General features: G+C 73.4%; 22 protein-coding genes. 4 read left to right on the top strand and 18 right to left on the bottom strand.

The genetic code is table 11. The features are described from left to right. Nucleotides 1-3 precede the first annotated feature (3 nt). The 10 genes from PUR26_RS08905 to infC form a co-directional block, all read right to left on the bottom strand. Nucleotides 4-534, bottom strand: a complete 531-nt coding sequence (locus PUR26_RS08905; protein WP_329870896.1) for an NUDIX hydrolase — start codon at nt 532-534, stop codon at nt 4-6. Nucleotides 535-585: 51 nt separating this feature from the next. Next, on the bottom strand, nt 586-1,923 hold the full coding sequence (locus tag PUR26_RS08900) for a transcriptional regulator (protein ID WP_329870894.1): 1,338 nt from the start codon (nt 1,921-1,923) through the stop codon (nt 586-588). Nucleotides 1,924-2,441: 518 nt separating this feature from the next. Continuing rightward, on the bottom strand, nt 2,442-3,548 hold the full coding sequence (locus PUR26_RS08895) for a PP2C family protein-serine/threonine phosphatase (RefSeq protein WP_329870892.1): 1,107 nt from the start codon (nt 3,546-3,548) through the stop codon (nt 2,442-2,444). A gap of 224 nt (nt 3,549-3,772) precedes the next feature. Next, nucleotides 3,773-6,313, bottom strand: coding sequence for a phenylalanine--tRNA ligase subunit beta (gene pheT / locus PUR26_RS08890; RefSeq protein ID WP_329870890.1), 2,541 nt, complete (start codon nt 6,311-6,313; stop codon nt 3,773-3,775). Continuing rightward, a complete protein-coding gene (pheS, locus tag PUR26_RS08885; protein WP_329870888.1) occupies nt 6,313-7,452 on the bottom strand; it encodes a phenylalanine--tRNA ligase subunit alpha in 1,140 nt (379 codons plus the stop codon). The genes pheT and pheS overlap by 1 nt, the downstream gene beginning before the upstream one ends. 113 nt (nt 7,453-7,565) lie before the next feature. Then, on the bottom strand, nt 7,566-8,687 hold the full coding sequence (locus tag PUR26_RS08880) for a sensor histidine kinase (RefSeq protein WP_329870886.1): 1,122 nt from the start codon (nt 8,685-8,687) through the stop codon (nt 7,566-7,568). Between the two features lie 53 nt (nt 8,688-8,740). Further along, on the bottom strand, nt 8,741-9,595 hold the full coding sequence (locus tag PUR26_RS08875; protein WP_329870884.1) for a TrmH family RNA methyltransferase: 855 nt from the start codon (nt 9,593-9,595) through the stop codon (nt 8,741-8,743). Between the two features lie 103 nt (nt 9,596-9,698). After that, a complete protein-coding gene (rplT, locus tag PUR26_RS08870; protein ID WP_329870882.1) occupies nt 9,699-10,085 on the bottom strand; it encodes a 50S ribosomal protein L20 in 387 nt (128 codons plus the stop codon). A 101-nt stretch (nt 10,086-10,186) separates the two neighbouring features. Then, a complete protein-coding gene (gene rpmI, locus PUR26_RS08865; protein WP_019884943.1) occupies nt 10,187-10,381 on the bottom strand; it encodes a 50S ribosomal protein L35 in 195 nt (64 codons plus the stop codon). Between the two features lie 103 nt (nt 10,382-10,484). Then, complete coding sequence (gene infC, locus PUR26_RS08860) at nt 10,485-11,204, bottom strand: translation initiation factor IF-3 (protein WP_329871059.1); 720 nt, start codon at nt 11,202-11,204, stop codon at nt 10,485-10,487. A 275-nt stretch (nt 11,205-11,479) separates the two neighbouring features. On the opposite strand from infC, the gene PUR26_RS08855 reads away from it, so the two are divergent. Continuing rightward, nucleotides 11,480-11,842: a DUF1844 domain-containing protein gene (locus tag PUR26_RS08855; protein ID WP_329870876.1), complete on the top strand. Its 363-nt coding sequence runs from the start codon at nt 11,480-11,482 to the stop codon at nt 11,840-11,842. Between the two features lie 17 nt (nt 11,843-11,859). Here PUR26_RS08855 and PUR26_RS08850 read toward each other — a convergent pair whose 3' ends face one another. The 3 genes from PUR26_RS08850 to PUR26_RS08840 are packed head-to-tail and all read right to left on the bottom strand — an operon-like array spanning nt 11,860 to nt 14,686. After that, nucleotides 11,860-12,597, bottom strand: a complete 738-nt coding sequence (locus tag PUR26_RS08850; protein ID WP_329870874.1) for an SseB family protein — start codon at nt 12,595-12,597, stop codon at nt 11,860-11,862. A gap of 35 nt (nt 12,598-12,632) precedes the next feature. Further along, nucleotides 12,633-13,814, bottom strand: coding sequence for a type VII secretion-associated serine protease mycosin (gene mycP / locus PUR26_RS08845; RefSeq protein ID WP_329871057.1), 1,182 nt, complete (start codon nt 13,812-13,814; stop codon nt 12,633-12,635). Next, on the bottom strand, nt 13,814-14,686 hold the full coding sequence (locus PUR26_RS08840) for a hypothetical protein (protein WP_329870872.1): 873 nt from the start codon (nt 14,684-14,686) through the stop codon (nt 13,814-13,816). Before PUR26_RS08840 ends, mycP begins: the two co-directional genes overlap by 1 nt. 873 nt (nt 14,687-15,559) lie before the next feature. On the opposite strand from PUR26_RS08840, the gene PUR26_RS08835 reads away from it, so the two are divergent. Then, a complete protein-coding gene (locus PUR26_RS08835; RefSeq protein ID WP_329870870.1) occupies nt 15,560-16,762 on the top strand; it encodes an amino acid deaminase/aldolase in 1,203 nt (400 codons plus the stop codon). Between the two features lie 102 nt (nt 16,763-16,864). Here PUR26_RS08835 and PUR26_RS08830 read toward each other — a convergent pair whose 3' ends face one another. From PUR26_RS08830 to PUR26_RS08810, 5 genes are all read right to left on the bottom strand, one after another. Beyond that, nucleotides 16,865-17,431, bottom strand: a complete 567-nt coding sequence (locus tag PUR26_RS08830; RefSeq protein ID WP_329870868.1) for an HAD domain-containing protein — start codon at nt 17,429-17,431, stop codon at nt 16,865-16,867. Between the two features lie 85 nt (nt 17,432-17,516). Continuing rightward, nucleotides 17,517-18,404, bottom strand: coding sequence for a DUF2510 domain-containing protein (locus tag PUR26_RS08825; RefSeq protein ID WP_329870866.1), 888 nt, complete (start codon nt 18,402-18,404; stop codon nt 17,517-17,519). Nucleotides 18,405-18,556: 152 nt separating this feature from the next. After that, nucleotides 18,557-19,375: a 3-oxoacyl-ACP reductase gene (locus PUR26_RS08820; RefSeq protein WP_329870864.1), complete on the bottom strand. Its 819-nt coding sequence runs from the start codon at nt 19,373-19,375 to the stop codon at nt 18,557-18,559. Nucleotides 19,376-19,380: 5 nt separating this feature from the next. After that, entirely contained in the window at nt 19,381-20,763 is a 1,383-nt protein-coding gene (locus PUR26_RS08815) for an aldehyde dehydrogenase family protein (protein WP_329870862.1), read from the bottom strand. 14 nt (nt 20,764-20,777) lie between these two features. After that, a complete protein-coding gene (locus PUR26_RS08810) occupies nt 20,778-22,142 on the bottom strand; it encodes a glutamine synthetase family protein (RefSeq protein WP_329870860.1) in 1,365 nt (454 codons plus the stop codon). A 78-nt stretch (nt 22,143-22,220) separates the two neighbouring features. Between PUR26_RS08810 and PUR26_RS08805 the strand changes: the two genes are divergently transcribed. Then, complete coding sequence (locus PUR26_RS08805; protein ID WP_329870858.1) at nt 22,221-22,949, top strand: FadR/GntR family transcriptional regulator; 729 nt, start codon at nt 22,221-22,223, stop codon at nt 22,947-22,949. Between the two features lie 185 nt (nt 22,950-23,134). Further along, a complete protein-coding gene (gene eat / locus PUR26_RS08800) occupies nt 23,135-24,577 on the top strand; it encodes an ethanolamine permease (RefSeq protein WP_329870856.1) in 1,443 nt (480 codons plus the stop codon). Nucleotides 24,578-24,583: the final 6 nt, after the last annotated feature.

Raw genomic sequence — 24,583 nt, 5'->3', positions numbered from 1 at the left:
GGCTCAGGCCAGCCGCAGATGGTGCAGCATCAGCAGCCCGGCCGCCATGCCGGCGGCCGGGATCTCGCCGCGGGCGATCATGTCGGGCACCAGCTTCAGCGGTATCCACTCGCGGCGTGACGACTCGAAGTCGTCCTGCGGAGGGCCGGTGTAGGTCGCCTCCTCCGCCCAGTACAGATGGTGACGGGCGTCGGTGAGCCCGTTGGACGGCTCGACGGTGAGGAGATGCTGGAGCGGGCCGGGACGCCACCCCGTCTCCTCCTCCATCTCCCGGGCCGCCGCCGCCTCGATGTCCTCACCGTCCTCGACGACGCCGGCGGCGAGTTCCCAGCCCCAGCTGTCCGTGATGAATCGGTGCCGCCAGAGCAGTAGCACCTCGTTCGCCTCGTTGACCACCGTCGCCACGGCGACCGGCCTGAGCCGGATGAGGAAGTGGTCGAGGTGCCGGCCGTCGGGGAGAGCGACATCCGCCAGGTTGACCTTGAACCAACGGTTCTCGTACACAGTTTGTTCGTTTAGATTCGTCCACTGCACTTCTCTGCCACCTTCCGACAAGTAGATGGCAATATCGCAGCAGGCGCACGCTCACAGCGGAACGCGCAGAGCGCCGTCGATGAGCTCGGCCGCCTCGTGTGCTTCACCGCACCCGCTCGCCACCAGATGCTCACGTACCACGCGGAGCCGGTCCCTCAGTCGCTGGGACTCCATCCCTCGGGCCCTCTCTGCCATTTCGACCGCCGTCCGCGCGGCCCGGTCGTCCTCGCCCTGCCGCAACTCGATCTGGCTCAGCATGGCGAGCCGGTGGACCCTGCCCCGGTCGTGCGCCGGTGTCCGCACGGCGGCCGTGGCGTGCTCGTGCGCGGCCGCCAGATCACCCAGACACGACAGCGCTTCCGCGACCTGGACGTTGACCAGGCCCGGCTGGACGTACCCGGTCTCGTCCGGCTCATGACCCGGCCGGATCCGCTCGGCCTCCGTCTCCGCCCGCCGGATGCACCGCAACGCCCCGGTGCCGTCGCCGAGATGCGCGTACGACTTCGCCTGCATCGCGTGCAGGTCCGCGGCCAGGGCCGGGGTGATCTGCCGCCCGGCGGCGCGCAGTGCCGCCTCCGCGAAGGCCACCGCCTGCCGGTACTCCCCCATGAACAGCGACTGGTTGACCAGCAGCGCGATCACATAGGCCCCGAGCCCGCGGTCCCCGCTCGCCTTCGCCAGCCGCAGCGCCTGGTGGAAGTAGCGCTGGGCCAGTCCGTGCGCGTCGGAGTCGTACGCGCAGATGCCGGCCACCGCCACCAGGCCGCCCGTCGCCCGGTGCAGCTGCCGGCCGAGCGAGTCGCTGTAGCCGCCGCGCAGCAGGGGAGCCGTCTCCGCGTTGAGGAACCCGACGATCCGGGCCCGGGTGGCGATGCCGCCGGCCCTGCGGTACATCAACTCGTAGTGCGCGCGGGCGGCGCGCAGCATGGTGACGTCGGACATGCTGACGCGGTTCCGGCCGTCCCGCGAGACGTCCGCGTCCTCCGGCGGGTTCTCCCACTCCCAGACGGGCATCACGGCGGGCGTTCCCGTCATGGCCTGCGCCCCGAGTATGTGCGGCCGTTGCTGTTCGTCGGAGCGCCACAGGGCGGTGGCGCGTTCCACGAAGCCGCAGAGCGGCGATCCGTGGGGGACGGCCTCACCCGGCACACCGAGCCCGATGTCGTCGAGGGTGACGGCCCGGCGCAGACGGGCGGCCAGCACCTCGCAGATCAGATCCGGCACCTGGCCGCGCGGTCGCTGCCCCTTCAACCACCGGGCCACGGCCGTGTGTTCGTACCGCAACGCCAGACCCCTCGCCCGGCCCGCGTGGTTGACGTGCGCGGCCAGTCCGGCGTGAGAGATCCCCGCCTCGTCGAGCAAGGCATCGAGCAGGGTGTTGGGCTGCATGGGCCCCTCCGGTGGCTCGGCGGCCCCAGGGTAGTGGAGCCGGATTCGCACGGGGTGTGAACGGAATGCCCGTATCCGTGCCCCGTGCGCTCTGCCGCCATGCGCCCCGCACCGGTTGACTGAACCTCTCTCACGGAGGAGCTGCTTCCCTCGGAGGCACTGCCTCTACGGAGGAGCCGCCTCCCGCGGAGGCGGCCGGGCCGCCGGCTCCCCCTCGTAACAGTACGGCGGCCCGTTCGGCGCCGTCCGTCCTGCTGGTCTGCCCGACACTCCGCGGCAGGACGGACGGCGGCGGCAGGTGCCCTACGGCCCGGACCCGGCTCGCGCACGGGGGCCGGCGCGCATGGTCACGACAGGGAGAAAGGAGCCGATGCGAAGGGACGAGGCACGGCGGACGCGTGCCCGGCGACGCGTCCCGCCGGGCACGGTCCGAAAGGATGCCACCGCACCCCGTGGACGGCCCCTGGTGGGGAGCGTGCGGGGCGTCGCGGGCCCGGCACGATCGGCGAGACACCCCCCTAGCGGCTGAAGGGCGCGGGCCGGGTGCGGCACGGTCCCGGTTCCGCGGACTGCGGCGCCGCCCGGGGCCGGTCGTTCCGCAGGACCAACAGGGCCACGTCGTCGGCGAGCCGCCCGCCGGTGTGGCGCAGCAGCGCCGAGTGCACGCGGTCGATCACGGCTGCCGGAGCCGTCGGCGCGCCCAGGGCCGTCTCGGCCAGCACCTCTTCGAGGCGGAAGAACCGCCCTGCCGCGTCCCGGGCGTCCTCCGCCCCGTCGGTGTGCAGGAAGAGCGCCTCGCCGGGCAGCAGCCGCGTGCACCGGTGCTCGGGCAGGTCGTCCGGCAGCGGGAAGGTGCCGAGCGGCGGCAGCGGGTCGCCCGCCGCGAGGCGTTCGGCGCGCGTGCCCAGCCGGTAGGGCCACGGGTGCCCGCAGTTCAGGGCCAGCACATCACCGGCCTGGCAGATCTCCAGCAGCAGAACGGTGACGAACTCCTCCGCCGAGGGGCTGTTCGGATCCCGTCCCCCGGACACCGGGTGCTCGTCGCGGGCCCGCTCCCTCAGATGCCGTGCGAGGGCGCGGTCCAGCCGCCGCAGCACCCCGCCGAGTTCGGGCTCGTCGTGCGCGGCCTCGCGGAAGCTGCCGAGCACCGCGGCGACCACGCCCAGCGCCGACAGCCCGTGCCCCCGTACGTCCCCGATGACCACACGTACGCCGTAGGGGGTGATCACCGCCTCGTACAGGTCACCGCCCACCGCCGCGCCCCGGGCCGAGGAGAGCTGGCTCGCGGCGATCGACAGGCCGTCCAGACAGGGCGGCAGCGGCCGCAGCAGCACCTGCTGGGTGGCGTGGGCGATGGCCTTGACCTGCTTGAGCTCCCGGGCCGGGCCTCGCCGGATGCCCCAGACGAGGCCGGTGCCGACGGTGAAGAAGACGACGCTCGTGGCGATCCGGGTGGCCAGCCCGTCCTGCTGGGCCAGCGGACAGGTCAGCCTCCAGGTCACGGCGACGGCCCCCCAGACCGCCGGCAGGGCCAGGGGCGCCAGCCGGCCCAGCCAGGAGCGGCCTCGTACCGCTCGGCGTCGCCGCGGCGCGAGGAAGGCGTTCCAAGACCTGCAACGAATCATGCGGACGGCCCCTTCTCCAGGCGCCTTGTCGAGGCACCATCCTCAAGGCCCTGCAGCCGCAAGCCCGCCCCTGCGGCCGGGACGATTCTGTCGACCGCCCCGGCCGCGGGGGAACAGCAACCGGACATCTCACCTGAAAGAGTGAGCAACGCCGCCTGGTGCGGAAAGGCCCGAAGGGCGGGTCCGGTGGCCCGGACCCGCCCTTCGGGGACGCTCTACGACGTTCAGGCGCCGCGCAGCACCGCGCCGGTCCGCTCGGCGGCCAGGGCCACCGCGGCGTCACGGGCGGCGGACGCCTCCTCGACGGTCAGCGTGCGGTCCGCGGCACGGAACCGCAGCGCGTACGCCAGGGACTTGGCGTCCTCGCCGATCTGCTCGCCGGTGAAGACGTCGAACAGCCGGATGGACTCCAGCAGCTCGCCGGCGCCCTCGCGCAGGGCGCTCTCGACGTCGGCCGCGGGCACGTCCCGGGCGACGACCAGGGCGACGTCCTGGGTCGCGACCGGGAACGCCGAGATCCGCGGCGCGCGCACCGGGCCGGCCGAGGCCCGCTCGACGAGGTCGAGGTCGAGCTCCATCGCACTGGTGCGGGCGGGCAGGCCGAGCGCCTTGACGACGCGCGGGTGGAGCTCACCGGCGTGGCCGACGACGCGCTCGGTGCGCTCGTCGTCCTCGGTGACCACGACGGCGAGCTGGGCGCAGCGGCCCGGGTGCCACGGTCCGTACTGGCCCTGCCGCACGATCAGCTCGGCACCGGCCTCGCGGGCGACGGTCCGGGCGGCCTCGACGGCGTCGGCCCAGTCGGCCGGGCGGCCCTTGCCCCACCAGCCGGCCTGCTCGCGCGCCCCGGCCATGACCACGGCGGCGTACCGCGGCTGCTCGGGCAGGACGGCGTTGACGCCGGCGATCTCCTCGTCGGTGGGCCGGCGGTCGACGGGCAGCCGTACCGCGACACCCGGCTGCGCGGGCGCGCGGAAGACCAGACCGGTCTCGAAGAGAGCCAGGTCGTGGCTGCCACGGCCGTCGTTGCGGCGCAGCGCGCCGAGCAGGCCCGGCAGGAGCGTGGTGCGCAGCGCGGGCTCTTCGTCGGAGAGCGGGTTGACGAGCCTGACGAGCCGGCGGGCGGTGTCGTCCGCCGGGATGTCCAGCTGGTCGAGGACCTGCTCGCCGATGAACGGGTAGTTCAGCGCCTCGACGTAGCCGGCCCCGGCGAGGGCGCGGCCGACGCGGCGGTGGGTCCGCTGGCGCTCGGTGAGCCCGCGGCCGGCCGGGGGCCTGGGGAGCGTGGAGGGGAGGTTCTCGTACCCCTCCAGCCGGATGACCTCCTCGGCGAGGTCGTTCGGCTCGTTGAGGTCGGGCCGCCAGGACGGGACGGTGACGATCAGTTCGTCCTGCCCGTACACGTCGCAGCCGACCTCCTGCAGCCGGCGCACGACGGTCTCGCGGCCGTAGGCGACGCCCGCGACACGGTCCGGGTGGTCGGCGGGCATCGTGACGGTGCGCGGGGCGCCCGGCGCGATGACCTCGGTGACGCCCGCCTCGGCGGTGCCGCCGGCGAGGAGCACCAGCAGGTCGACGGTGCGCTGCGCGGCGGCGGCCGCGGCCTGCGGGTCGACGCCGCGTTCGAAGCGCTTGGACGCCTCGGAGGACAGCTTGTGGCGGCGGGCCGTGCGGGCGACGGAGATCGCGTCGAAGTGCGCGGCCTCGATGACGACCTCGGTGGTGCCCCTGACCTCGCCCGTCTCGGGGTCGGTCGCGGAGTCCGCGATCTCGGTGTTGGCGCCGCCCATGACGCCCGCGAGGCCGATGGGCCCGCGGTTGTCCGTGATGACCAGGTCGGCCGGGTCGAGGACGCGGACCGTGCCGTCGAGGGTGGTGAGCTTCTCGCCCGCCTCGGCGCGGCGGACCCCGATGGGGCCGTCGATCCGGGTGCGGTCGTAGGCGTGCAGCGGCTGGCCGAGCTCCAGCATCACGTAGTTGGTGACGTCGACGGCCAGCGAGATCGGGCGCATGCCCGCCTTCTCCAGGCGGCGGCGGAGCCAGATCGGGGAGCGGGCCTCGGGGTCGAGCCCGACCACGGTGCGCGCGGTGAAGCGGGAGCAGCCGATCGGGTCGGAGATCTTGACCGGGTAGCCGTACGCGTTGGGCGCGGGCACGTCGAGCAGCGCCGGGTCGCGCAGCGGCAGGCCGTACGCGGTGGCGGTCTCGCGGGCGACGCCCCGCAGCGACAGGCAGTAGCCGCGGTCGGGCGTGACGGCGATGTCGAGGACCTCGTCGAACAGCTCCAGCAGCGCGGTGGCGTCGGTGCCGACCTCGTGCTCCGGCGGCAGCACGATGATGCCGTGCGTGCCGTCGTCGCCCATGCCGAGCTCGTCGCCGGAGCAGATCATGCCGCGGGAGACGCGGCCGTACGTCTTGCGCTCGGCGATCCGGAAGTCGCCGGGCAGCACGGCGCCGGGCAGGGCCACGACGACCTTGTCGCCCTCGGCGAAGTTGCGCGCGCCGCAGATGATCTCCTGCGGCTCGCCGGTGCCGTTGGCCCGGCCGACGTCCACGGTGCAGAAGCGGATCGGCTTCTTGAACTCCGTCAGCTCCTCGATGGTGAGCACCTTGCCCACGACGAGGGGGCCCGTGAGGCCGGCGCCGAGCCGCTCGACGGTCTCGACCTCCAGCCCGGCGGAGACAAGCTTCGCCTGTACGTCACGGCCGGTTTCCGTCACCGGCAGGTCGACGTACTCCCGCAGCCAGGAAAGCGGGACCCGCATCAGATCTCCATCCCGAACGGCCGGGTGAACCGGACGTCACCCTCGACCATGTCTCGCATGTCTTCGACGTTGTGGCGGAACATCAGCATCCGCTCGATGCCGAACCCGAAGGCGAATCCGCTGTACTTCTCGGGGTCGACGCCGCAGGCGACGAGCACCTTCGGGTTGACCATGCCGCAGCCGCCCAGCTCGATCCAGCCCTCGCTGCCGCAGGTGCGGCAGGGCCGGTCCGCGTTGCCGACGGACTCGCCGCGGCACACGTAGCAGAGCATGTCCATCTCGGCGGACGGCTCGGTGAACGGGAAGAAGTTCGGCCGCAGCCGGGTCTTCATGCCGGGCCCGAAGAGCGCCTGGACCATGTGGTCCAGGGTGCCCTTGAGGTCGGCCATGGTGAGGCCCTCGTCGACGGCGAGCAGCTCGATCTGGTGGAAGACCGGGGTGTGCGTCGCGTCGAGCTCGTCGGTGCGGTAGACGCGGCCGGGGCACACGACGTAGACCGGCGGCTCGCGGTCGATCAGCGTGCGGGCCTGGACCGGCGAGGTGTGCGTGCGCAGCACGATGCCGGACTCGTCGCCCGTGGTGGCCTTGCCGTCCTGGGAGGCGCCCTCGACGAAGAAGGTGTCCTGCATCTGCCGGGCCGGGTGGTCCGGGACGAAGTTGAGGGCGTCGAAGTTGAACCACTCGGCCTCGACCTCGGGGCCCTCCGCGACCTCGTAGCCCATGGAGACGAAGACGTCCGCGACGCGCTCCATGAGGGTGGTCAGGGGGTGGCGGGCGCCGGCCGGTACGCGGTCGTGGGGCAGCGTGACGTCCACCGCCTCCTCGACCAGCACACGGGCGTCGCGCTCCGCCTCCAGCTCGGCCTGGCGGGCGGCGAGGGCCTTGCTGACGGCACCGCGGGCCTGGCCCACGCGCTTGCCGGCTTCGGCCTTGGCCTGCGGCGGCAGGGCGCCGATCTCGCGGTTCGCGAGGGCGAGCGGCGAGGTTCCGCCGGTGTGCGCGACCTTCGCGTGGGCGAGCGCGTCGAGGTCGCCTGCGGCGGCGAAGGCGGCGAGCGCCTCGTCCCGCATGCGCTCGATCTCATCCGGTTTCAGTGCCTCGACCTCAACAGGGTCGTACGACTTATTGGGTGCCGACATGTCTTCCCGTACTTCCGATGGGCTGGCTGGGGCCCCCGCTCGACGACCGAGGACGCAAAGGTGCCAAAGGACGAGTCTAACGGGGAGTGGGGATGCGGATGAGCCCGCGGGTCTCAGGCCAGGTAGGCCGGGGTGCCCACGGGCAGCGTAAATCGGAACTCGGCGCCGCCGCCGGGTCCGCGGCCGACGGTGATCGTTCCGCCGTGCGCCTCGACGATGCCCTTGACGATGTACAGGCCGAGCCCGGTGCCGCCGCGCTTGCTGCCCCGCCAGAAGCGGGTGAAGACGCGGCTCATCGACTCCTCGGGGATGCCGGGGCCTTCGTCGCTCACGGTGACCGCCGTTCCCTTCTGGTCGTCCTGCGCGCAGGCGGGTGCCACTTCGATGGTGACGGTTCCCTCGCCGTGCCGCACCGCATTTTCGAGCAGGTTGCCGAGCACCTGGTCGATCTTGTCGGGGTCGGCCCACAGGTCGGGCAGGGGACGGCGGACGCGGACGAAGAAGCGGTCCGGGGACTGGCCGCCGGCGGTGTGCGCCTGGATGTGGCGGCCGACGGCGGCCGCGATGTCGACGGGCTGCCGGCGCACCTCCAGGCGGCCGGAGTCGATCCGGGAGATGTCGAGGAGCTCGGCGATCAGCCGGGTGACGCGGTTGGCGTCGGCGTCGACGGTCTCCAGCATCAGCCGCTTCTGGTCGTCGGTGAACCGCTCCCACTTGGCGAGCAGGGTCGCCGTGAAGCCCTTGACGGAGGTGAGGGGGGAGCGCAGTTCATGGGCGACGGTGGCGATCAGCTCGGCGTGGCTGCGTTCGGTGCGCCGCCGCGCCTCCGTGCCGCGCAGCGTGACGATCACCTTGCGCACGGGCCCCAGAGGGTGTTCGCGCACGTAGCGGGCGGCGACCAGCACCTCGCGTCCGCCGGGCAGCAGCAGATTGCGCTCGGGCTGGCCGGCCCTGATGGCGAGCCCGCCGTACGGGTCGGTCAGCAGCCACCAGCGGCGCCCCTTGAGGTCCTCCAGCGGCAGGGCCTGGTCCAGCGGACGGCCCAGTGCCTCGTCCGGGGACACCGCGGTGATGCGGGCCGCCGCGGCGTTGAAGCAGACCACCCGGCCGTGCTCGTCGGCGACGACGAGGCCGTCGGGGAGGTCGTCGGGATCGATCCCGGTCGCGCCCGCGGCGGCGCCGTCGCGCAGTAAGGCGTTCCGCGGCTGCGCGGGCCCGCTCGTCCCGACCGTCATCCCCGTACCCCACCCCTTCGTCAGCGCAGTGGGCCCCCGAGCCCGCCACCCTACTAGCTGGAGGTGACGGAGCGGCACCCTCCGGCAGCACGCTGCGCACGGGCGGACGCGTACAGACATACGGCCGCGGCGGTCGCGAGGTTCAGGCTCTCGGCCTTCCCGTGGATCGGCACGCGCACCACGGCGTCCGCCAGGGCGCGGGTCTCCTCCGGAAGACCCCACGCCTCGTTGCCGAAGATCCAGGCGGTGGGGCCGCCCATGGTGCCCGCGTCCAGCTCGGCGTCGAGGTCGTCGTCGCCCGCCCCGTCGGCGGCCAGGATCCGCACGCCGGCGCCCTGGAGCCCGGCGACGGCCTGCTCGACGGGGACGCCGACGGCGACCGGGAGGTGGAAGAGCGAGCCGACCGAGGCGCGCACGGACTTCGGGTTGTACAGGTCGACGGAGGCGTCCGTGAGGACGACGGCGTCGGCGCCCGCCGCGTCGGCGCAGCGCAGTACGGTGCCGGCGTTGCCGGGGTCGCGCACATGGGCGAGGACGGCGACCAGCCTGGGACGGCCCCTGAGGATCTCCTCGAAGGGCGAGTCGAGGAAGCGGCAGACGCCGAGGAGGCCCTGCGGGGTGACGGTCTGGGACACCTCGGCCAGCACGGCGTCGGAGGCGTGGTGGACGCGGGCGCCGGTGGCGCGGGCGGCCTCGACGATGTCCGCGTACCGCTCGGCCGCCTCGACGGTGGTGAACAGCTCCACCAGGGTCGGCTCTCCCCCGGTGCGGTGCTCGACGGCCTCCCGCACGGCCTGGGGCCCCTCGGCGATGAACCTGCGGTCCTTGCCCCTGAAGTTGCGCTTGGCGAGCCGCCGGGCGGCGACGACGCGCGGGGAACGCGGGGAGATCAGCTCGGGGGTGCCCATGGTGGTCGGCGGCTCTCTTTTCGTACTGACGCGGGGGTGGAACACGCCGGACCCGCAGGCGCGGGGCCTGCGGGTCCGGGCGGAAGAACTGCGGCCTGCGTGATCAGGCAGCGGCCTTCGGAGCGTTGACGTCGCTCGGGAGGGCCTTCTGGGCGACCTCGACGAGGGCGGCGAACGCGTTGGCGTCGTTGACCGCGAGCTCGGCCAGGATCTTGCGGTCCACCTCGATGTTGGCGGCCTTCAGACCCTGGATGAGGCGGTTGTACGTCATGCCGTTCAGGCGGGCAGCGGCGTTGATGCGCTGGATCCACAGCTGACGGAAGTCGCCCTTGCGCTTCTTGCGGTCGTTGTAGTTGTAGACCAGGGAGTGGGTGACCTGCTCCTTGGCCTTGCGGTACAGGCGCGAACGCTGGCCGCGGTAGCCGCTGGCCTGCTCGAGGATCGCCCGGCGCTTCTTGTGGGCGTTGACTGCCCGCTTGACGCGTGCCACTTGTTAACTCCTTGCAGCGGGGCCGTGGACGGACTCACACGACCCGGAAACGAATGGGTCCCGGTTTCGGGCTCCGCCCTCGGTCACCGAGGGCGTGACAGTCAGATGCCGAGCATCTTCTTGATCTTGGCGGCGTCACCCGGGGCCATTTCGGCGTTGCCGGTGAGGCGACGCGTCAGCTTGGACGACTTGTGCTCGAGCAGGTGGCGCTTGCCGGCGCGCTCGCGGAGCACCTTGCCGGAGCCGGTGATCTTGAAGCGCTTCTTGGCACCGCTGTGCGTCTTGTTCTTCGGCATCGCGCCGTTATCTCCTCGTCAGTGGCGCTCCCGGCCGGTCCGTGGACCGGCGTACGGGAGCGTCAGTTATGTCGGTTGAAACCTGGGCGGGCTTGCCCGGGAATCACGCCTCGGCAGGCTCCTCGGCGGGCGTCTCGACGGCTTCGCCGTCCTCCGCCTGCGCGGGCTGGCCCTGGCGCTCCGCCTTGCGGGCGGCCTGCGCCTCGCGGGCCTCGGCCATTGCCTCGGTCTTCTTCTTGTGCGGACCGAGAACCATGATCATGTTTCGGCCGTCCTGCTTCGGGTTCGACTCGATGAACCCGAGGTCCTGGACATCCTCCGCCAGGCGCTGCAGCAGTCGGTAGCCGAGCTCCGGCCGGGACTGCTCGCGACCACGGAACATGATCGTGATCTTGACCTTGTCACCCTGCTTGAGGAACCGGACGACGTGACCCTTCTTGGTGTCATAGTCGTGCGGGTCGATCTTCGGCCGGAGCTTCATCTCCTTGATGACCGTGTGCGCCTGGTTCTTGCGCGCCTCACGGGCCTTCATGGCCGACTCGTACTTGAACTTCCCGTAGTCCATGAGCTTGCAGACCGGCGGACGGGCGTTCGCCGCCACCTCGACCAGGTCGAGGTCGTACTCCTGCGCAAGCTCCAGGGCCTTGGCAAGCGGGACAATCCCGACCTGCTCGCCACTGGGACCGACAAGTCGCACCTCGGGAACGCGAATCCGGTCGTTGATGCGGGGCTCGGCGCTGATGGATCCTCCTCGGTAGCACCACGCGACCGTCTGGCGGACGGACGCGTAACGTCTGTTGTAAGACCAACCGCGCCGGTACATGAAAAACGCCCCGGACGGGACACAGGCGGGGCTCCTGATGAATACCGGAGCACCGCCGCGATCAACCGCGGGGCGCACATCGGACGGCTCCATCGTCCGTACGGAACGATGGTGGCCGTCTGACCGGTGACCCGCCGCCCGCGAGGGCAGCCAGGTGGGAGATCGGAGCCTCCACTTGTGGGCCGGTCACGTGAGTGTCCGGCCGGTCGTCACACAAGGTTAGCAGCTTCCGGGGGGTGGGGCTAACGGACACGCGGGGCGCATATCGTGTGGGCATGAGTGACGCCACGCCGAGCAATGAATCGCCCGACTTCAACACCATGACCCGCGACATCGCGGAGGTCCCCGCGGTCGAGGTGATCGTGACGGTCGCCGTCAACCTGATGAGCGCCGCAGCGGTCAAGCTCGGGCTCACCGAGGAGGGCGACGCCTACAAGGACCTGGACGAGGCCCGCAAGCTGGTGCACGCGCTGGCGGGCCTGCTGGACGCCGGGGCCACCGAGATCAGCTCGTTCCACGCGGCGCCGCTGCGCGACGGTCTGAAGTCGCTGCAGCTGGCCTTCCGCGAGGCGTCGATCGTGCCGGACGAGCCGGGCCAGGGGCCGGGCGAGAAGTACACGGGCCCCGTCTTCGGCTGAGCGGCCCCCGCGCGGGACTACCCGCGTTCCCGTACGTAGAAGGGCTCGCCCGGAGGCGTGGCCTCGGCCGGCAGCAGCGCCAGGTCCAGGCCCCGCACCAGGCGGGCCCTCAGTGTCTCGTCGCCCGCCAGGGCCCCGGCGACCCGCTGGGCCGTCTCGACGGGCACCGCCCCCGGGTCCAGCACCAGGGCGAGCGTGCCGTCGGCGGTGCCCGGACCGAGGTGGGCGCGGAGCACCGCGGGCTCGGCGGCGACGACGGCCCGTACGGCGGCCGTGACGGCCGGATCGGCGAGCGGGTCCGTGCTGGTGCGGCCCTCCGCGAGGGCGAGCAGCGCGGGGCCGGTCAGCTGGTACGGCACGGGGCCGGCGAGGTCCAGCACGACGGTGTCGGCCCGTTCGTGGGCCGCGGCCTGGAGCGCCTGGTGCAGGGGCACGGCGACGGGACGGGCGGCCGGGTCCCAGCGGGCCAGTGACGCGGTGGAGGTGAAGGCGGGCAGCGCCCTGCGGTCGCCCGCGGTGAGCGTCGGCACGGCCATGTCGCTGGTCTTCTCACGCCGCAGGCCGTTCTCGTCCTCCTCGACCTCGCCGAGCACGGCGACGATCGGGACCAGCAGCCGGGCGCCCTTGAGCGCCTCCAGCACGCGCGGCTCCGCGGCCCGGTCCACGGCCCAGGCGGCGAGCGCCTCGGTGAGCCGGGGATCGGCCGAGCCGTCGTCGTCGGAGAAACCGGGATCAGGAATGTTCTTGAGCGCCACGCGACGAGCCTAGCCGCCGTCCGGGGACGCCCCGGTCAGCGGGGCGCCGTCGGGCGGCCGCCGCGCCACAGGACGGCCGCCGCGGCCAGCAGCAGGACGCCGATTCCCCCGGCGACCGGCGCGAACAGGCTCATCGGCCCGTCGTCCTGCGGGGCCGCCACGGGGCCGCTGCCGAAGTAGCGCGCCCGGTAACCGGAGGTGGACGCCTTGACGTCGGCGGGACGGAGTTTCGCGCCCGCCTCGATCGCGGCGACCGGGTCGACCGTGCCGTACCCCTTGTCGTCGTCATGGCCGTCTCCCCCGGGGCGCTCCCCGGCGGTGTCCGACAGGAGCTTCTTGATCTGCGCGGGGGTCAGTCCCGGGTGCGCGGAACGGACCAGGGCGACCGCCCCGGAGACGAACGCCGACGCGGCGCTGGTGCCCCAGCCCTGGTAGTACTTCCGGTCGGGATCGGCGATCACGATGTCGACGCCGGGCGCGTTCACCGTGGCGTACCAGCGGCTGGTGGAGAAGGCGGCGTGGGTGCCGAAGCGGTCCACCGCGGTGACCGCGATGACGCCCGGGTAGGCCGCCGGATAGGAGATGTGGTCGCCCTTCTCTCCGCCGTTGCCGGCCGAGGCGACGACGACGGCGCCCTTGGAGAGGGCGTACTGGACTGCGGCGTCCTCGCCCGCGTCGGCGTGGGCCGACTCGCTGTCGTCCCCGAGCGAGAGGTTGATGACGTCGGCGCCGTGGTCGACCGCCCAGCGGATGCCCTCCGCGAGGGCGGTGCCCCGGGTGTTGCGGGCCTTGTTGCGGGCGGGGTCGGTTCCTTCGAGGATGACCCGGACCGGCAGGATCTTCGCCTCCGGCGCGATGCCGAGCACACCGTCCTCGCCGTCCGTGCCGTGTCCGTGGCCCGCGACGATGCCCGCCATCGCGGTGCCGTGGCGGGCCCACGCGCGGTCACCGCTCTTCGCGCCGAAGCCCACGAGGTCCTTGCCGGGCAGCACGTTGCCCACCAGGTCGGGGTGGGTCGCGTCGACGCCGGTGTCCAGGACGGCGACGGTGACGCCCCCGCCCTTGGTGGTGCGCCACGCCTCGGTGGTGTGCAGGGCTTCGAGGCCCCACTGCTGGACCCGGATCCCGTCGGCGCGCGCGGGGGTCGCGGGCAGCAGGGCGAACGCGCAGGCCGCGAGGGCGGCGACGACGGCACGGGGACGGTGGTGGCCGCGGATCACCTTCGCTCCTCGGTGGCGGTGCCGGCCTCCTTGCGCAGACCGCGCTCGACGCGGTCGGCGATGCCCTTGGCCTCGTGGCCGAGGCCCGCCTGGGCGGGGGCGGTGGTCTGGCCCTCGGCCATCGCCTCGGCGGCGGGCTGGGGTTCGGCGACCGAACGGCCGTCGGCGAAGCCGGACACCGCGTAGACCACCACCGGCACCTCGGTGAGGACGCTCACCCGCCAGCTCGCGCGCTGCCGGTCGCCGAACCCGGCGGCGACCGTGCCGGGGGCGGGCAGGGTACGGGGCAGCAGGTCCGTGCGCTCGTCCAGGCTCTCGTCGGAGAAGCGGGTGTGCAGGGCGGTCATGCCGTCGGCGTCGGTCTCGGTGAAGACGATGCCGACGGTCGTGACGCTGGTGGCGGTCGCGTCGGTGTAGGTGGCGCGCAGCAGGCGCAGGCAGCCGACCGGCTGCAGGGCCCTGGCGAGCAGCGGGTCCAGCGCCTGGGCGCAGGGTCCGTCGGGTGCGACGGCGACGCGTGTCCAGACCCGGTCGGCGCCACCGGGGCCCGCGCCGTCGCCCTTGAGGGTGCGCGGGAAGAGCGTGTCGACGGGGAGGCTGTGCCACAGGGAGCGGGCCTCGGTGTAACCGGTGCGGGCGGACGGCTCGGCGGCCGGGTCGCCGACCAGCCAGGTCCCGGCGGCCGCCCCGCCGACGAGCCCGAGCCCGAGGACGACGGAGGCGACCGCCGCGGCCGTGCGCGCGGGGTGCCGGGTGCGGACGGGCCGCAGCCGGGTGGTGGTCTCGGCGGGTGCCTCGGGCGGCATCGGGTACGCGCGCGCGGACGCGGCCCCCGGCGGGACGGCGCCCGGACGCGGGGTGAGGTCCACGGCTCCGACGGGCCGCCGCCGGGTGGGCGCGGACGCGGTGGCCCCCGGCGCCCGGGGGGCGGGCGCGTCGGAGCGACCCGCGCCGGACTGCTCGGCGGGTGCCTGCGGCCGGATGGGCCGCAGGCGGGCGGTGGTCTCGGCCGGGGTGGGCGCGGTGGCACGTCCCGGTGCGGCCGGGCGGTCGGCGCCGGGCCGCTCGGCGGCGGTCTGCGGCCGGATGGGCCGCAGGCGGGCGGTGGTCTCGGCCGGGGTGGCCCGGGGCGCGGACCGGGGCGCCCGGGACGGCGTGGCCGTGCGGGCCTGCGGCTGCGGCCCGGCCGGTGGCCGCGGGTCGGGGACCCCCGGGCGGGGGGCGCCGCCGGCCGGTATGCGCGGAGGTGCGGCCGCCGCGGGAGGCCGTGCGGGCGGCAGCGGCGCGCGTACGGCGGGCGGGAGCGGACGGGACGGGGCGGGCGGGGGCACGCGGTTCGGGGCGGGCTGCGGCCGGCCGTCGGCCCCGGGCGCGGGGGCGCCGGAGGGCGCGGGAGGCGGAAGCGGACGGGACGGGGCGGGCCGCGGCTCGGACGGTGCCGCGGGGCGACGTCCTTCGGGGCGCGGTACGGCGGACGGCGGGGCCGCGGGCGCGGGCGGTTCCTCCGAGGGGTCCGGCGGAAGCAGGGCGTCCGTGATGCGCGAGGACGGGCGTCGTGCTTCGGTGCTCATACGCCCCCTCGTTGTCGTCCGGATCGCCTTTCGGGGCAGGCCCGTTCGTCAGCGTGTGGGCGTCACTCTACGGGCTGGGCGCGCTTCGGCGGGAACGAGGTCGCAGGTCGGGGCGGATCTGACCGGAACGTCCCCCTACCCCCGGGTAGTCGGTTCTGGCAGGCTCGGGCCATGACTCCCCGTGCCGCCGACCGCGCCCGGTACGACCGGGCCACCGCTCATCTCGACGCCCCCGTCGCCGTCGTGGACCTGGAGGCGTTCGACGCGAACGCCGACGATCTGGTGCGCCGCGCGGGCGGCAAGCCGATCCGGGTCGCCAGCAAGTCGGTCCGCTGCCGCGCGTTGCTGGAACGGGTGCTGGCGCGGGAGGGATTCGCCGGGATCATGTCGTTCACCCTGGCGGAGTCGATCTGGCTGGCCAGGGCGGGGTTCGACGACGTCCTGCTGGCCTACCCCTCGGCGGACCGGTCCGGCTTCGCCGAGCTCGCCGGTGACGCCAAGCTCGCGGGCGCGGTGACCGTCATGGTCGACGACCCGGTGCAGTTGGACCTGATCGACCGGGCGCGCGACGGTGGCGGTGAGGAGATCCGGGTCTGTCTGGAGCTGGACACCGGCCTGCGCCTGCTGGGCGGCCGGGTGCGGATCGGGGCCCTGCGTTCACCGCTGCGGGAGCCGGCGCACCTGGCCGAGCTCGCCAGGTCCGTCGACCGGCGGCCGGGGTTCCGGCTGGTGGGCCTGATGGCGTACGAGGGGCATGTGGCCGGGGTGGGCGACTCCGTCGCGGGGCGGCCGGTGCGGTCGCGGGCCGTCCGGCTGATGCAGTCGGCGGCCCGCAGGGAGCTGGCGGTGCGGCGGGCGGCCGTCGTGCGGGCGGTCAGGGCGGTGGCGCCCGGTCTGGAGTTCGTCAACGGCGGCGGTACCGGCAGTGTGCAGCACACGGCGGCGGAGGCAGCGGTGACCGAGATCGCGGCGGGTTCCGGGCTGTACGTGCCGCGGCTGTTCGACAACTACACCGCGTTCGCGGGCCGTCCGGCGGCCCTGTTCGCGCAGCCCGTGGTGCGCCGGCCGGGCGTCGGCGTGGTGACGGTCCTCGGCGGCGGCTACCCCGCGTCCGGGGCACCCGGGGCCGACCGGCTGCCCGTCCCGTACCTCCCGGAGGGGCTGCGCTACGACCGGGACGAGGGTGCCGGGGAGGTGCAGACGCCGCTGCTGGGCTCCGCCGCCGACGATCTGCTGATCGGTGACAAGGTGTGGTTCCGGCACGCGAAGGCCGGTGAGCTGTGCGAGCGCTTCGACGAGTTGCGGCTGATCGAGGGCGACCGGATCACGGCGACCGTGCCGACGTACCGGGGCGAGGGCCGTACGTTCCTCTAGGGGGCGTCACGTCTCGCCCTGACCGCGGCTTCCTGTGCCGCGCCGGGCCCCGCGCGGGCGGCCGGCGGCGTGCCCGGTGGCGGTGGCCGTCCTCCGTACGGCTCAGGGCCGCGCGGGGGACGCGTGGTTGCCCGGGAGCGGGTGCGCGGCCTCGCGCAGCCAGGCGTCGAGGGCGGCGAAGTCCGCGACCGTGAGGCCCTGCCAGGCGGCGACGCGGTGGAGCAGGGCCGGGCCCCGGTGGTGCGCCGCCACCCATGCCCGGTCGGCGTCGGTGATCTCGTCGTCGACCCAGGCGAAGGGGCGCCCGGCGGCCCGGTCGAGGATGGCGGGGGTCTTCCAGTGGAGCCCGGCCGGCCCGGCCTCGCCGGGCGTCTCGGTCGGGGTCAGGACGGGCAGACTCGGCAGGCCGAGCCGGGGTGCGACGCACTCGTTCGCCTCCGCCATCCACGTCGTGGCCCACACCAGCTCGCAGGGCAGGTGGCGCAGTCGGGCTCCGTGCGCCGGGTCGATCCTGGTCAGCAGCGGATGGGCGTCGGTGCCGCGGGGCGTCCCCGGCACCGGGGGGAAGGCCGGGTACCCGTCCGGCAGCTGCCGGCCCGTCGCGCCGAAGGGGATGAGCGGCCCGTCGACGTCGAGGAACAGCAGCGGCAGGGGTGCGGGGCGGGTCATCCTCGCACCGTAGCGCTCTCCCGGGCGGCGCGACGGCGGTCCGGGCGCCGGGCGGGAGCCCGGGGGTGCGAGCCGGGCACGGTGGTCAGGGGGCGATCGTGCTGCCGACGCCGCCGCCGGTGGAGCTGCCGAGGGGACGGATGCCCTTCATGATCTCGTCCATGGTGGCGAGCGGCGGTCCCTCCGGTCCGGCCTCGAAGGCGAACCGTACGACCACCGGCGCCTGGCTGCCCAGGGACGAGGGGAAGACGACCGACTGGACGTAGCCGCCGGGGCCGGTGCCGGTGGTGACCTGCCAGCGGACCAGGTGGCCGGTGCGTCCGGCGACGACGACGGGACGGGAGTCGAGCACCTTGTGCGAACGGATCCCGCCGTAGAGCTGGTTGCCGAAGGCGTCCTCGCCGAAGGCGCGTTCGGCGGCCTCCTCGATGTCCTGTCCGGCCATCGCCTCGGTCGTGGTCGCGCCGCTCCCCGTGACGGTACGGGAGGACACCGTGCCGCGCGGGCAGTCGCGCAGGGCGGCGCCGGGGCACCCGCCCTTGGCGACGGTGGTGACGGTCGGTGTGTCGTCGGCGGTGCTGCCCGGCTTCTCCCAGCCGTCGGGAATGGGCAGGGTGATGCCGTTGAGGTGGTCCACGACGACCGTCGCGTCCTCGGAGGGCGAGGGGGACGGTGCGGCCGGCGGGGCCGCGGCGGGGCTCTGCGGGGCGGACGCGGTGGCGGAGGCGCCGGGCGAGGCCGGGGGCCCGGCGCCGGCCGCGCCGTCGTCGCCGGACCCGATGAGGACGGCGGCGGCGGTGACCGCCGCCGCGAGGGCGACGCCCGCGACGGCGAGCGCGACGACGCGTCCGGTGCGCTTCGGGGGGCCGCCGGCGGAGCGGGTGTGCTCGCCCCAGTTGTTCCCGTCCCACCAGCGTTCGGTGGCGGGGACCTGGGGGTCCGGGTACCAGCCGGGCGGCGTCGTCATGCTCATCCGGCCACCATAGAGGGCCGCCGCCGGGCGTGGACGCCGAGTCCCGCCCGGGCTCCGGGCGGGCGCGTTCCCGGGCCTCCCCCTTCGCCGGGAACAGCCGGGCGTCATGACGGCGCCCGGCTGCCGGGGCGGATGGGGGCGGTCCGTCGGGGCTACAGCGGTGTGACGTACGCGCCGGCGATCCCGCCGTCGACGAGGAAGTCGGTGGCGTTGATGAACGAGGAGTCGTCGCTGGCGAGGAACGCGACGGCGGCGGCCAGCTCGTCGGCCTCGGCGAAGCGGCCGGCCGGGATGTGGACGAGGCGGCGGGCGGCCCGCTCGGGGTCCTTGGCGAACAGCTCCTGGAGCAGCGGGGTGTTCACCGGGCCGGGGCACAGCGCGTTGACGCGGATGCCCTCGCGGGCGAACTGGACGCCCAGTTCGCGTGACATCGCCAGGACGCCGCCCTTGGAGGCGGTGTACGAGATCTGGGAGGTGGCCGCTCCCATGAGCGCGACGAAGGAGGCGGTGTTGATGATGGAGCCGCGGCCCTGGCGCTGCATGTAGGGGATGGCGGCCTTGCAGCACAGGTAGACGGAGGTGAGGTTGACCTCCTGGACCCGCCTCCACGCCTCCAGGCCGGTGGTGAGGATGGAGTCGTCGTCGGGGGGTGAGATGCCCGCGTTGTTGAAGGCGATGTCGACGCTCCCGTAGGTGTCGAACGCGGTCCGGAAGAGCGCCTCGACCTGTTCGGCGTCGGTGACGTCGACCCGTACGAAGGTCCCGCCGACCTCGTCGGCCGCGGCCTTTCCGGCCGTCTCGTCGATGTCGCCGCAGACGACGCGGGCGCCCTCGGAGGCGAGACGGCGCGCGGTGGCGAGGCCGATGCCGCTGCCGGCGCCGGTGATGACGGCGGTGCGGCCGACGAGTCGGCGGCATACGTTCTCGGTGGCTCGGGGGCCTGCCCCCGGAGAAGCGACGGTCTCGGTCATGGTGGTCAGGCCTCCGTGCTGATGAAGACGTTCTTGGTCTCGGTGAAAGCGGTGAGGGCGTCGGGGCCCAGTTCGCGGCCGAGGCCGGACTGCTTGTAGCCGCCGAACGGCGTCCAGTAGCGGACGCTGGAGTGGGAGTTGACGGAGAGGTTCCCGGCGTCGACGGCGGCCGAGACCCGCAGGGCACGGCCGACGTCCCGGGTCCAGATCGATCCGGAGAGTCCGTACTCGGTGGCGTTGGCCAGCCGGACGGCGTCCTCCTCGTCCTCGAAGGGGAGGAGGACGGCCACGGGCCCGAAGACCTCCTCGACGGCGGCCGGCGCGTCGGGGGCCAGGCCGGTGAGCACGGTCGGCGGGAACCAGAAGCCGGGTCCCTCGGGGACGGTGCCGCGTACGCCGTCCAGGCCCTCGGGGACGTAGGACCGTACGCGCTCCCGCTGCGCCGCGGAGATCAGCGGGCCCATCTGGGTCTTCTCGTCGGAGGGGTCGCCGACGACGATCTCCCGGAGGGCCGGTGCGAGCAGGTCCAGGAAGCGGTCGAACACGGAGCGCTGGACCAGGATGCGGGAGCGGGCGCAGCAGTCCTGGCCCGCGTTGTCCAGGAAGGACATGGGGGTGGCGGCGGCCGCGGCCTCGATGTCGGCGTCGGCGAAGACGATGTTGGGGCTCTTGCCGCCGAGTTCGAGCGTCACGCGTTTCACGCGGTCGGCGCACTTGGCCATGATCCGCTTGCCGACCCGGGTCGATCCGGTGAAGACGATCTTGGCGACGCCAGGGTGTTCCACGAGGGCGTCGCCCGCGACGTCGCCGGCGCCGGGCAGCACCTGGAAGAGGCCCTCGGGGAGGCCCGCCTCCAGGGCGAGCCCGGCCAGCCGCAGCGCGGTGAGCGGAGTGGTCTCGGCGGGTTTGAGGAGGACCGCGTTGCCCGCCGCGAGGGCGGGGGCGGTGCCCCAGGCGGCGATGGGCATGGGGAAGTTCCAGGGCGCGATCACCCCGATCACGCCGAGCGGTTCGAGCATGGTGACGTCGAGACCGCCGGGGACGGGGATCTGCCGGCCGCCCAGCCGCTCCACTCCCCCGGCCGCGTAGTCGAGGAGGTCGCGGACGTTGCCCGCCTCCCAGCGGGCGTTGCCGATGGTGTGGCCGGCCTCGCGCACTTCCAGCAGGGCGAGTTCCTCGCGGTGGTCGTCCACGACGGCGGCGAAACGGCGCAACAGCCGGGCCCGGTCGGCGGGGGCGGCGGCGGCCCAGCCGCGCTGGGCGGCCGCGGCACGCAGGACGGCGGCGTCGACCTCCGCGGCGGTGGTGGCCGGGACGGTGGCGATGACCTCCTCGGTGGCCGGGTCGAGTACGTGGTGTTCGACGGTCGGCTCGGCTGACGGGTCCACGGACAAGAGGTGCCTCACATGCGTTCGAAGGAGCGGCGCAGCTCCCAGTCGGTCACCGCGGCGTCGAAGGCGTCCAGTTCGACCCGGGCCATGTTGCGGTAGTGCGCGACGACCTCGTCACCGAAGGCCGCCTTGGCGATGGGGCTGTTCTCCCAGAGCTCGGCCGCTTCGCGCAGCGTGGTGGGGACGTGCTCGAAGTCGGCGTCGTACGCGTTGCCGGCGCACGCCTCGGGGAGTTCCAGCTGCTGCTCGATGCCGTGGAGACCGGCCGCGATCAGACCGGCGACGGCGAGGTGGGGGTTGACGTCGCCGCCGGGCAGGCGGTTCTCGAAGCGCATCGAGCGGCCGCGTCCGACGACCCGGAGCGAGCAGGTGCGGTTGTCGTGGCCCCAGGCCACGGCGGTCGGCGCGAAGGATCCGGGCTGGAACCGCTTGTAGGAGTTGATGTTCGGGGCGTAGAGGAGGGAGAAGTCGCGCAGCGCGGCGAGCTGCCCCGCCAGGAAGTGGCGCATGACGGGCGACATGCCGCCCGGGTCGTCCCCGGCCATGACGTTGCGCCCGTCGGCGTCCTGGAGCGAGAGGTGGATGTGGCAGGAGTTGCCCTCGCGCTCGTTGTACTTCGCCATGAAGGTGAGCGAGACGCCCTCCTGGGAGGCGATCTCCTTGGCACCGGTCTTGTAGACGGCGTGCTGGTCGCAGGTGACGAGCGCCTCGTCGTACTTGAACGCGATCTCGTGCTGGCCGGGGTTGCACTCGCCCTTGGCGGATTCGACGGTGAGTCCGGCGGCGGCCATCTCGTTGCGGATGCGCCGCAGCAGCGGCTCGACGCGGCCGGTGCCGAGGACCGAGTAGTCGACGTTGTACTGGTTGACGGGGGTGAGACCGCGGTAGGCCGCGTCCCACGCCTGCTCGTAGGTGTCCTTGAAGACGATGAACTCGAGCTCGGTGCCGACGTGGGCGGTGAAGCCGTGCTCCGCGAGGCGCTCCAGCTGGCGCCGCAGTATCTGGCGGGGCGCGGCGACGACGGGTGAGCCGTCGTGCCAGGCGAGGTCGGCGATGAGCAGGGCCGTGCCCTCGTTCCAGGGGACGCGGCGCAGGGTGGAGAGGTCGGGGCGCATGGCGAAGTCGCCGTAGCCGCTGGACCAGGACGACATCTCGTAGCCCTCGACGGTGTTCATCTCCGCGTCGACGGCGAGGAGGTAGTTGCAGCCCTCGGTGCCGTGCTCCAGCACGTCGTCGAGGAAGAACTGTGCGGCGAACCGCTTGCCCTGGAGCCGCCCTTGCATATCGGGGAAGGCCAGGACGACTGTGTCGATCTCACCGTTGGCGACGAGGATACGCAGGTCCTCGACGGCAAGCGGGGGTTTACGGTCTGCCACGGGGTTGTGCCTCCTTGGATCAGCCGGGAGCCATAAGGTATTGCGGAAGACCATTGCTTGGGAAGGGGAAACCGCGAGGTGGCGAAGAACAGCGAACCGGCGGACCGGCTGACGCCCGTGCTGCGCCCGGTACGGGCGGGCAACGGTTTCGAGGAGGCGCTGGAGCAGATCCTCCAAGTGGTCCGTCTCGGCCTGGTCCCGGGCGGCGAGCGGCTGCCCGCGGAGCGCGAGCTGGCGGAGCGGATGGGGATCAGCCGGGTCACCCTGCGCGAGGTGCTCAAGGTCCTCCAGGACCAGGGACTGGTCGAGAGCCGGCGCGGCCGCTACGGCGGAACGTTTGTCCTGCACCGCGACCGCTCCCCGGGCGAGGAGGAGCTGCGCCGCCGGATCGCCGCCGTCGACGTCGAGGACACCCTGCGCTTCCGCGAGGTGCTGGAGGTCGGCGCGGCCGGGCTGTGCGCCGCGTACGGCCTGACCGAGGAGGGCGTGGAGCGGCTGCGTACGGCCCTGGGCGCGACGCACGACGCGCCGCTGGACGACTACCGGCGCCAGGACACGCTGCTGCACCTCACCCTGGCCGAGCTGTCCGGATCCCCGACGCTCACGGCCCAGTACGCGGCGGTGCGGGCCACGATGAACGACCTGCTGGACTGCATCCCCCTGCTCGTACGGAACCTGGAGCACTCGCAGTACCAGCACACCGCGCTGGTGGAGGCGGTGCTGGAGGGGGACGCGGACGCCGCGCGGGAGGTGATGCGGGAACACTGCGGGGGCACGGCGGCGCTGCTGCGCGGCTTCCTGACGTGACCCGTCCGCCGGCCGTCGGTGCGGCCCCCGTCGGAGCGTCCGCCGGGTCGTCGACGCGCCCGGCCCCTCCGTTCCGGAGCCCGTCGGCGTAACGCGAACGTAACGCAGAGGGCTTGCGCTCCGGCCGACCCACCGCAAAGGTATGGGTCCATTCCATTGGGCCCGACGGCGGGAGCTCTGCTGCCATGACGCTGGAAGACACCGACGACAGCCGCACATCCCCATCGGACGACTACCTCAAGCGGCGGGCGCTGCGCCGCGGAAGCGCGGGCTGGCTGCTGCTCACCGGCCTCGGCGTGGGCTACGTCGTCTCCGGCGACTTCTCCGGCTGGAACATCGGCCTCGCCAAGGGCGGCTTCGGCGGGCTGGCGATCGCGACCCTGCTCATGGGCGTGATGTACGCCTGCCTGGTCTTCGCGCTCGCCGAACTGTCCGCCATCCTCCCCGCGGCGGGCGGCGGCTACGGCTTCGCACGCCGGGCGCTCGGCACCTGGGGCGGCTTCCTCACCGGCACCGCGATACTGATCGAGTACATCCTGGCCCCGGCCGCCATCTCCATCTTCATCGGCGACTACGTCGAGTCGCTCGGCCTGTTCGGACTCGAATCGGGCTGGCCGGTCTACCTCGCCTGCTTCGTCGTCTTCATCGGCATCCACCTGTGGGGCGTCGGGGAGGCCCTGCGCTTCAGCCTGATCGTGACGGCCATCGCGGTGGCGGCGCTGCTGATCTTCGCGGTGGGCGCCTTCACCGAGTTCCGGGGCGGCGGTCTGGACGACATCCCGGTCACCGACGCGTTCGGGGCGAACGCGTGGCTTCCCTTCGGTCTGCTGGGGATCTGGGCGGCGTTCCCGTTCGGGATGTGGTTCTTCCTCGGCGTGGAGGGCGTACCGCTCGCCGCCGAGGAGGCCAAGGATCCGGTGCGGTCCATGCCCCGGGCGCTGTCCCTGTCGATGTTCATCCTGGTGGTGCTCGCGGTGGTGACCTTCTTCGCGTCGACCGGGGTCCGGGGTTCGGCCGCCATCCAGGACGCGGGCAACCCGCTGGTGGTGGCGCTCCAGGGGGACGGCGGCCCGACCGCGCTCAGCCGTTTCGTCAACTACGCGGGGCTCGCCGGCCTGGTGGCGTCCTTCTTCTCCCTCATCTACGCCGGTTCCCGCCAGCTGTTCGCGCTGTCCCGCGCCGGGTACCTGCCGCGCTTCCTCTCCCTGACCAGCCGACGCAAGTCGCCCTACCTGGGGCTGCTGATCCCCGGCGCGATCGGATTCGCGCTCGCCGCCGGGACGGGCAACGGCGCGCGCATGCTGAACATCGCGGTGTTCGGCGCCACCATCAGCTACGCGCTGATGGCGCTCTCCCACATCGTGCTGCGGCGGCGCGAACCGGACCTGCCGCGCCCCTACCGCACGCCCGGTGGCGTGCTCACCTCCAGCGTCGCCTTCGTCCTGGCGCTGTCCGCGCTGGTGGCGACCTTCCTCGTCGACAAGGACGCCGCGTTCATCGCGCTCGGCGTCTATGTCGTCGCACTCGCCTACTTCGCCTTCTACAGTCGGCACCGGCTCGTCGCGAACGCCCCCGAGGAGGAGTTCGCGGCGCTGGCGGCGGCCGAGGCCGAGCTCGAACGCAACTGAGAGGAC

The sequence above is a fragment of the Streptomyces sp. SP18CS02 genome, from assembly GCF_036322365.1.
Classification (GTDB): Bacteria; Actinomycetota; Actinomycetes; order Streptomycetales; family Streptomycetaceae; genus Streptomyces.
The sequence above is the reverse complement of the archived record's forward strand: the minus strand, read 5'-3'. Positions and strand labels throughout refer to the sequence as shown.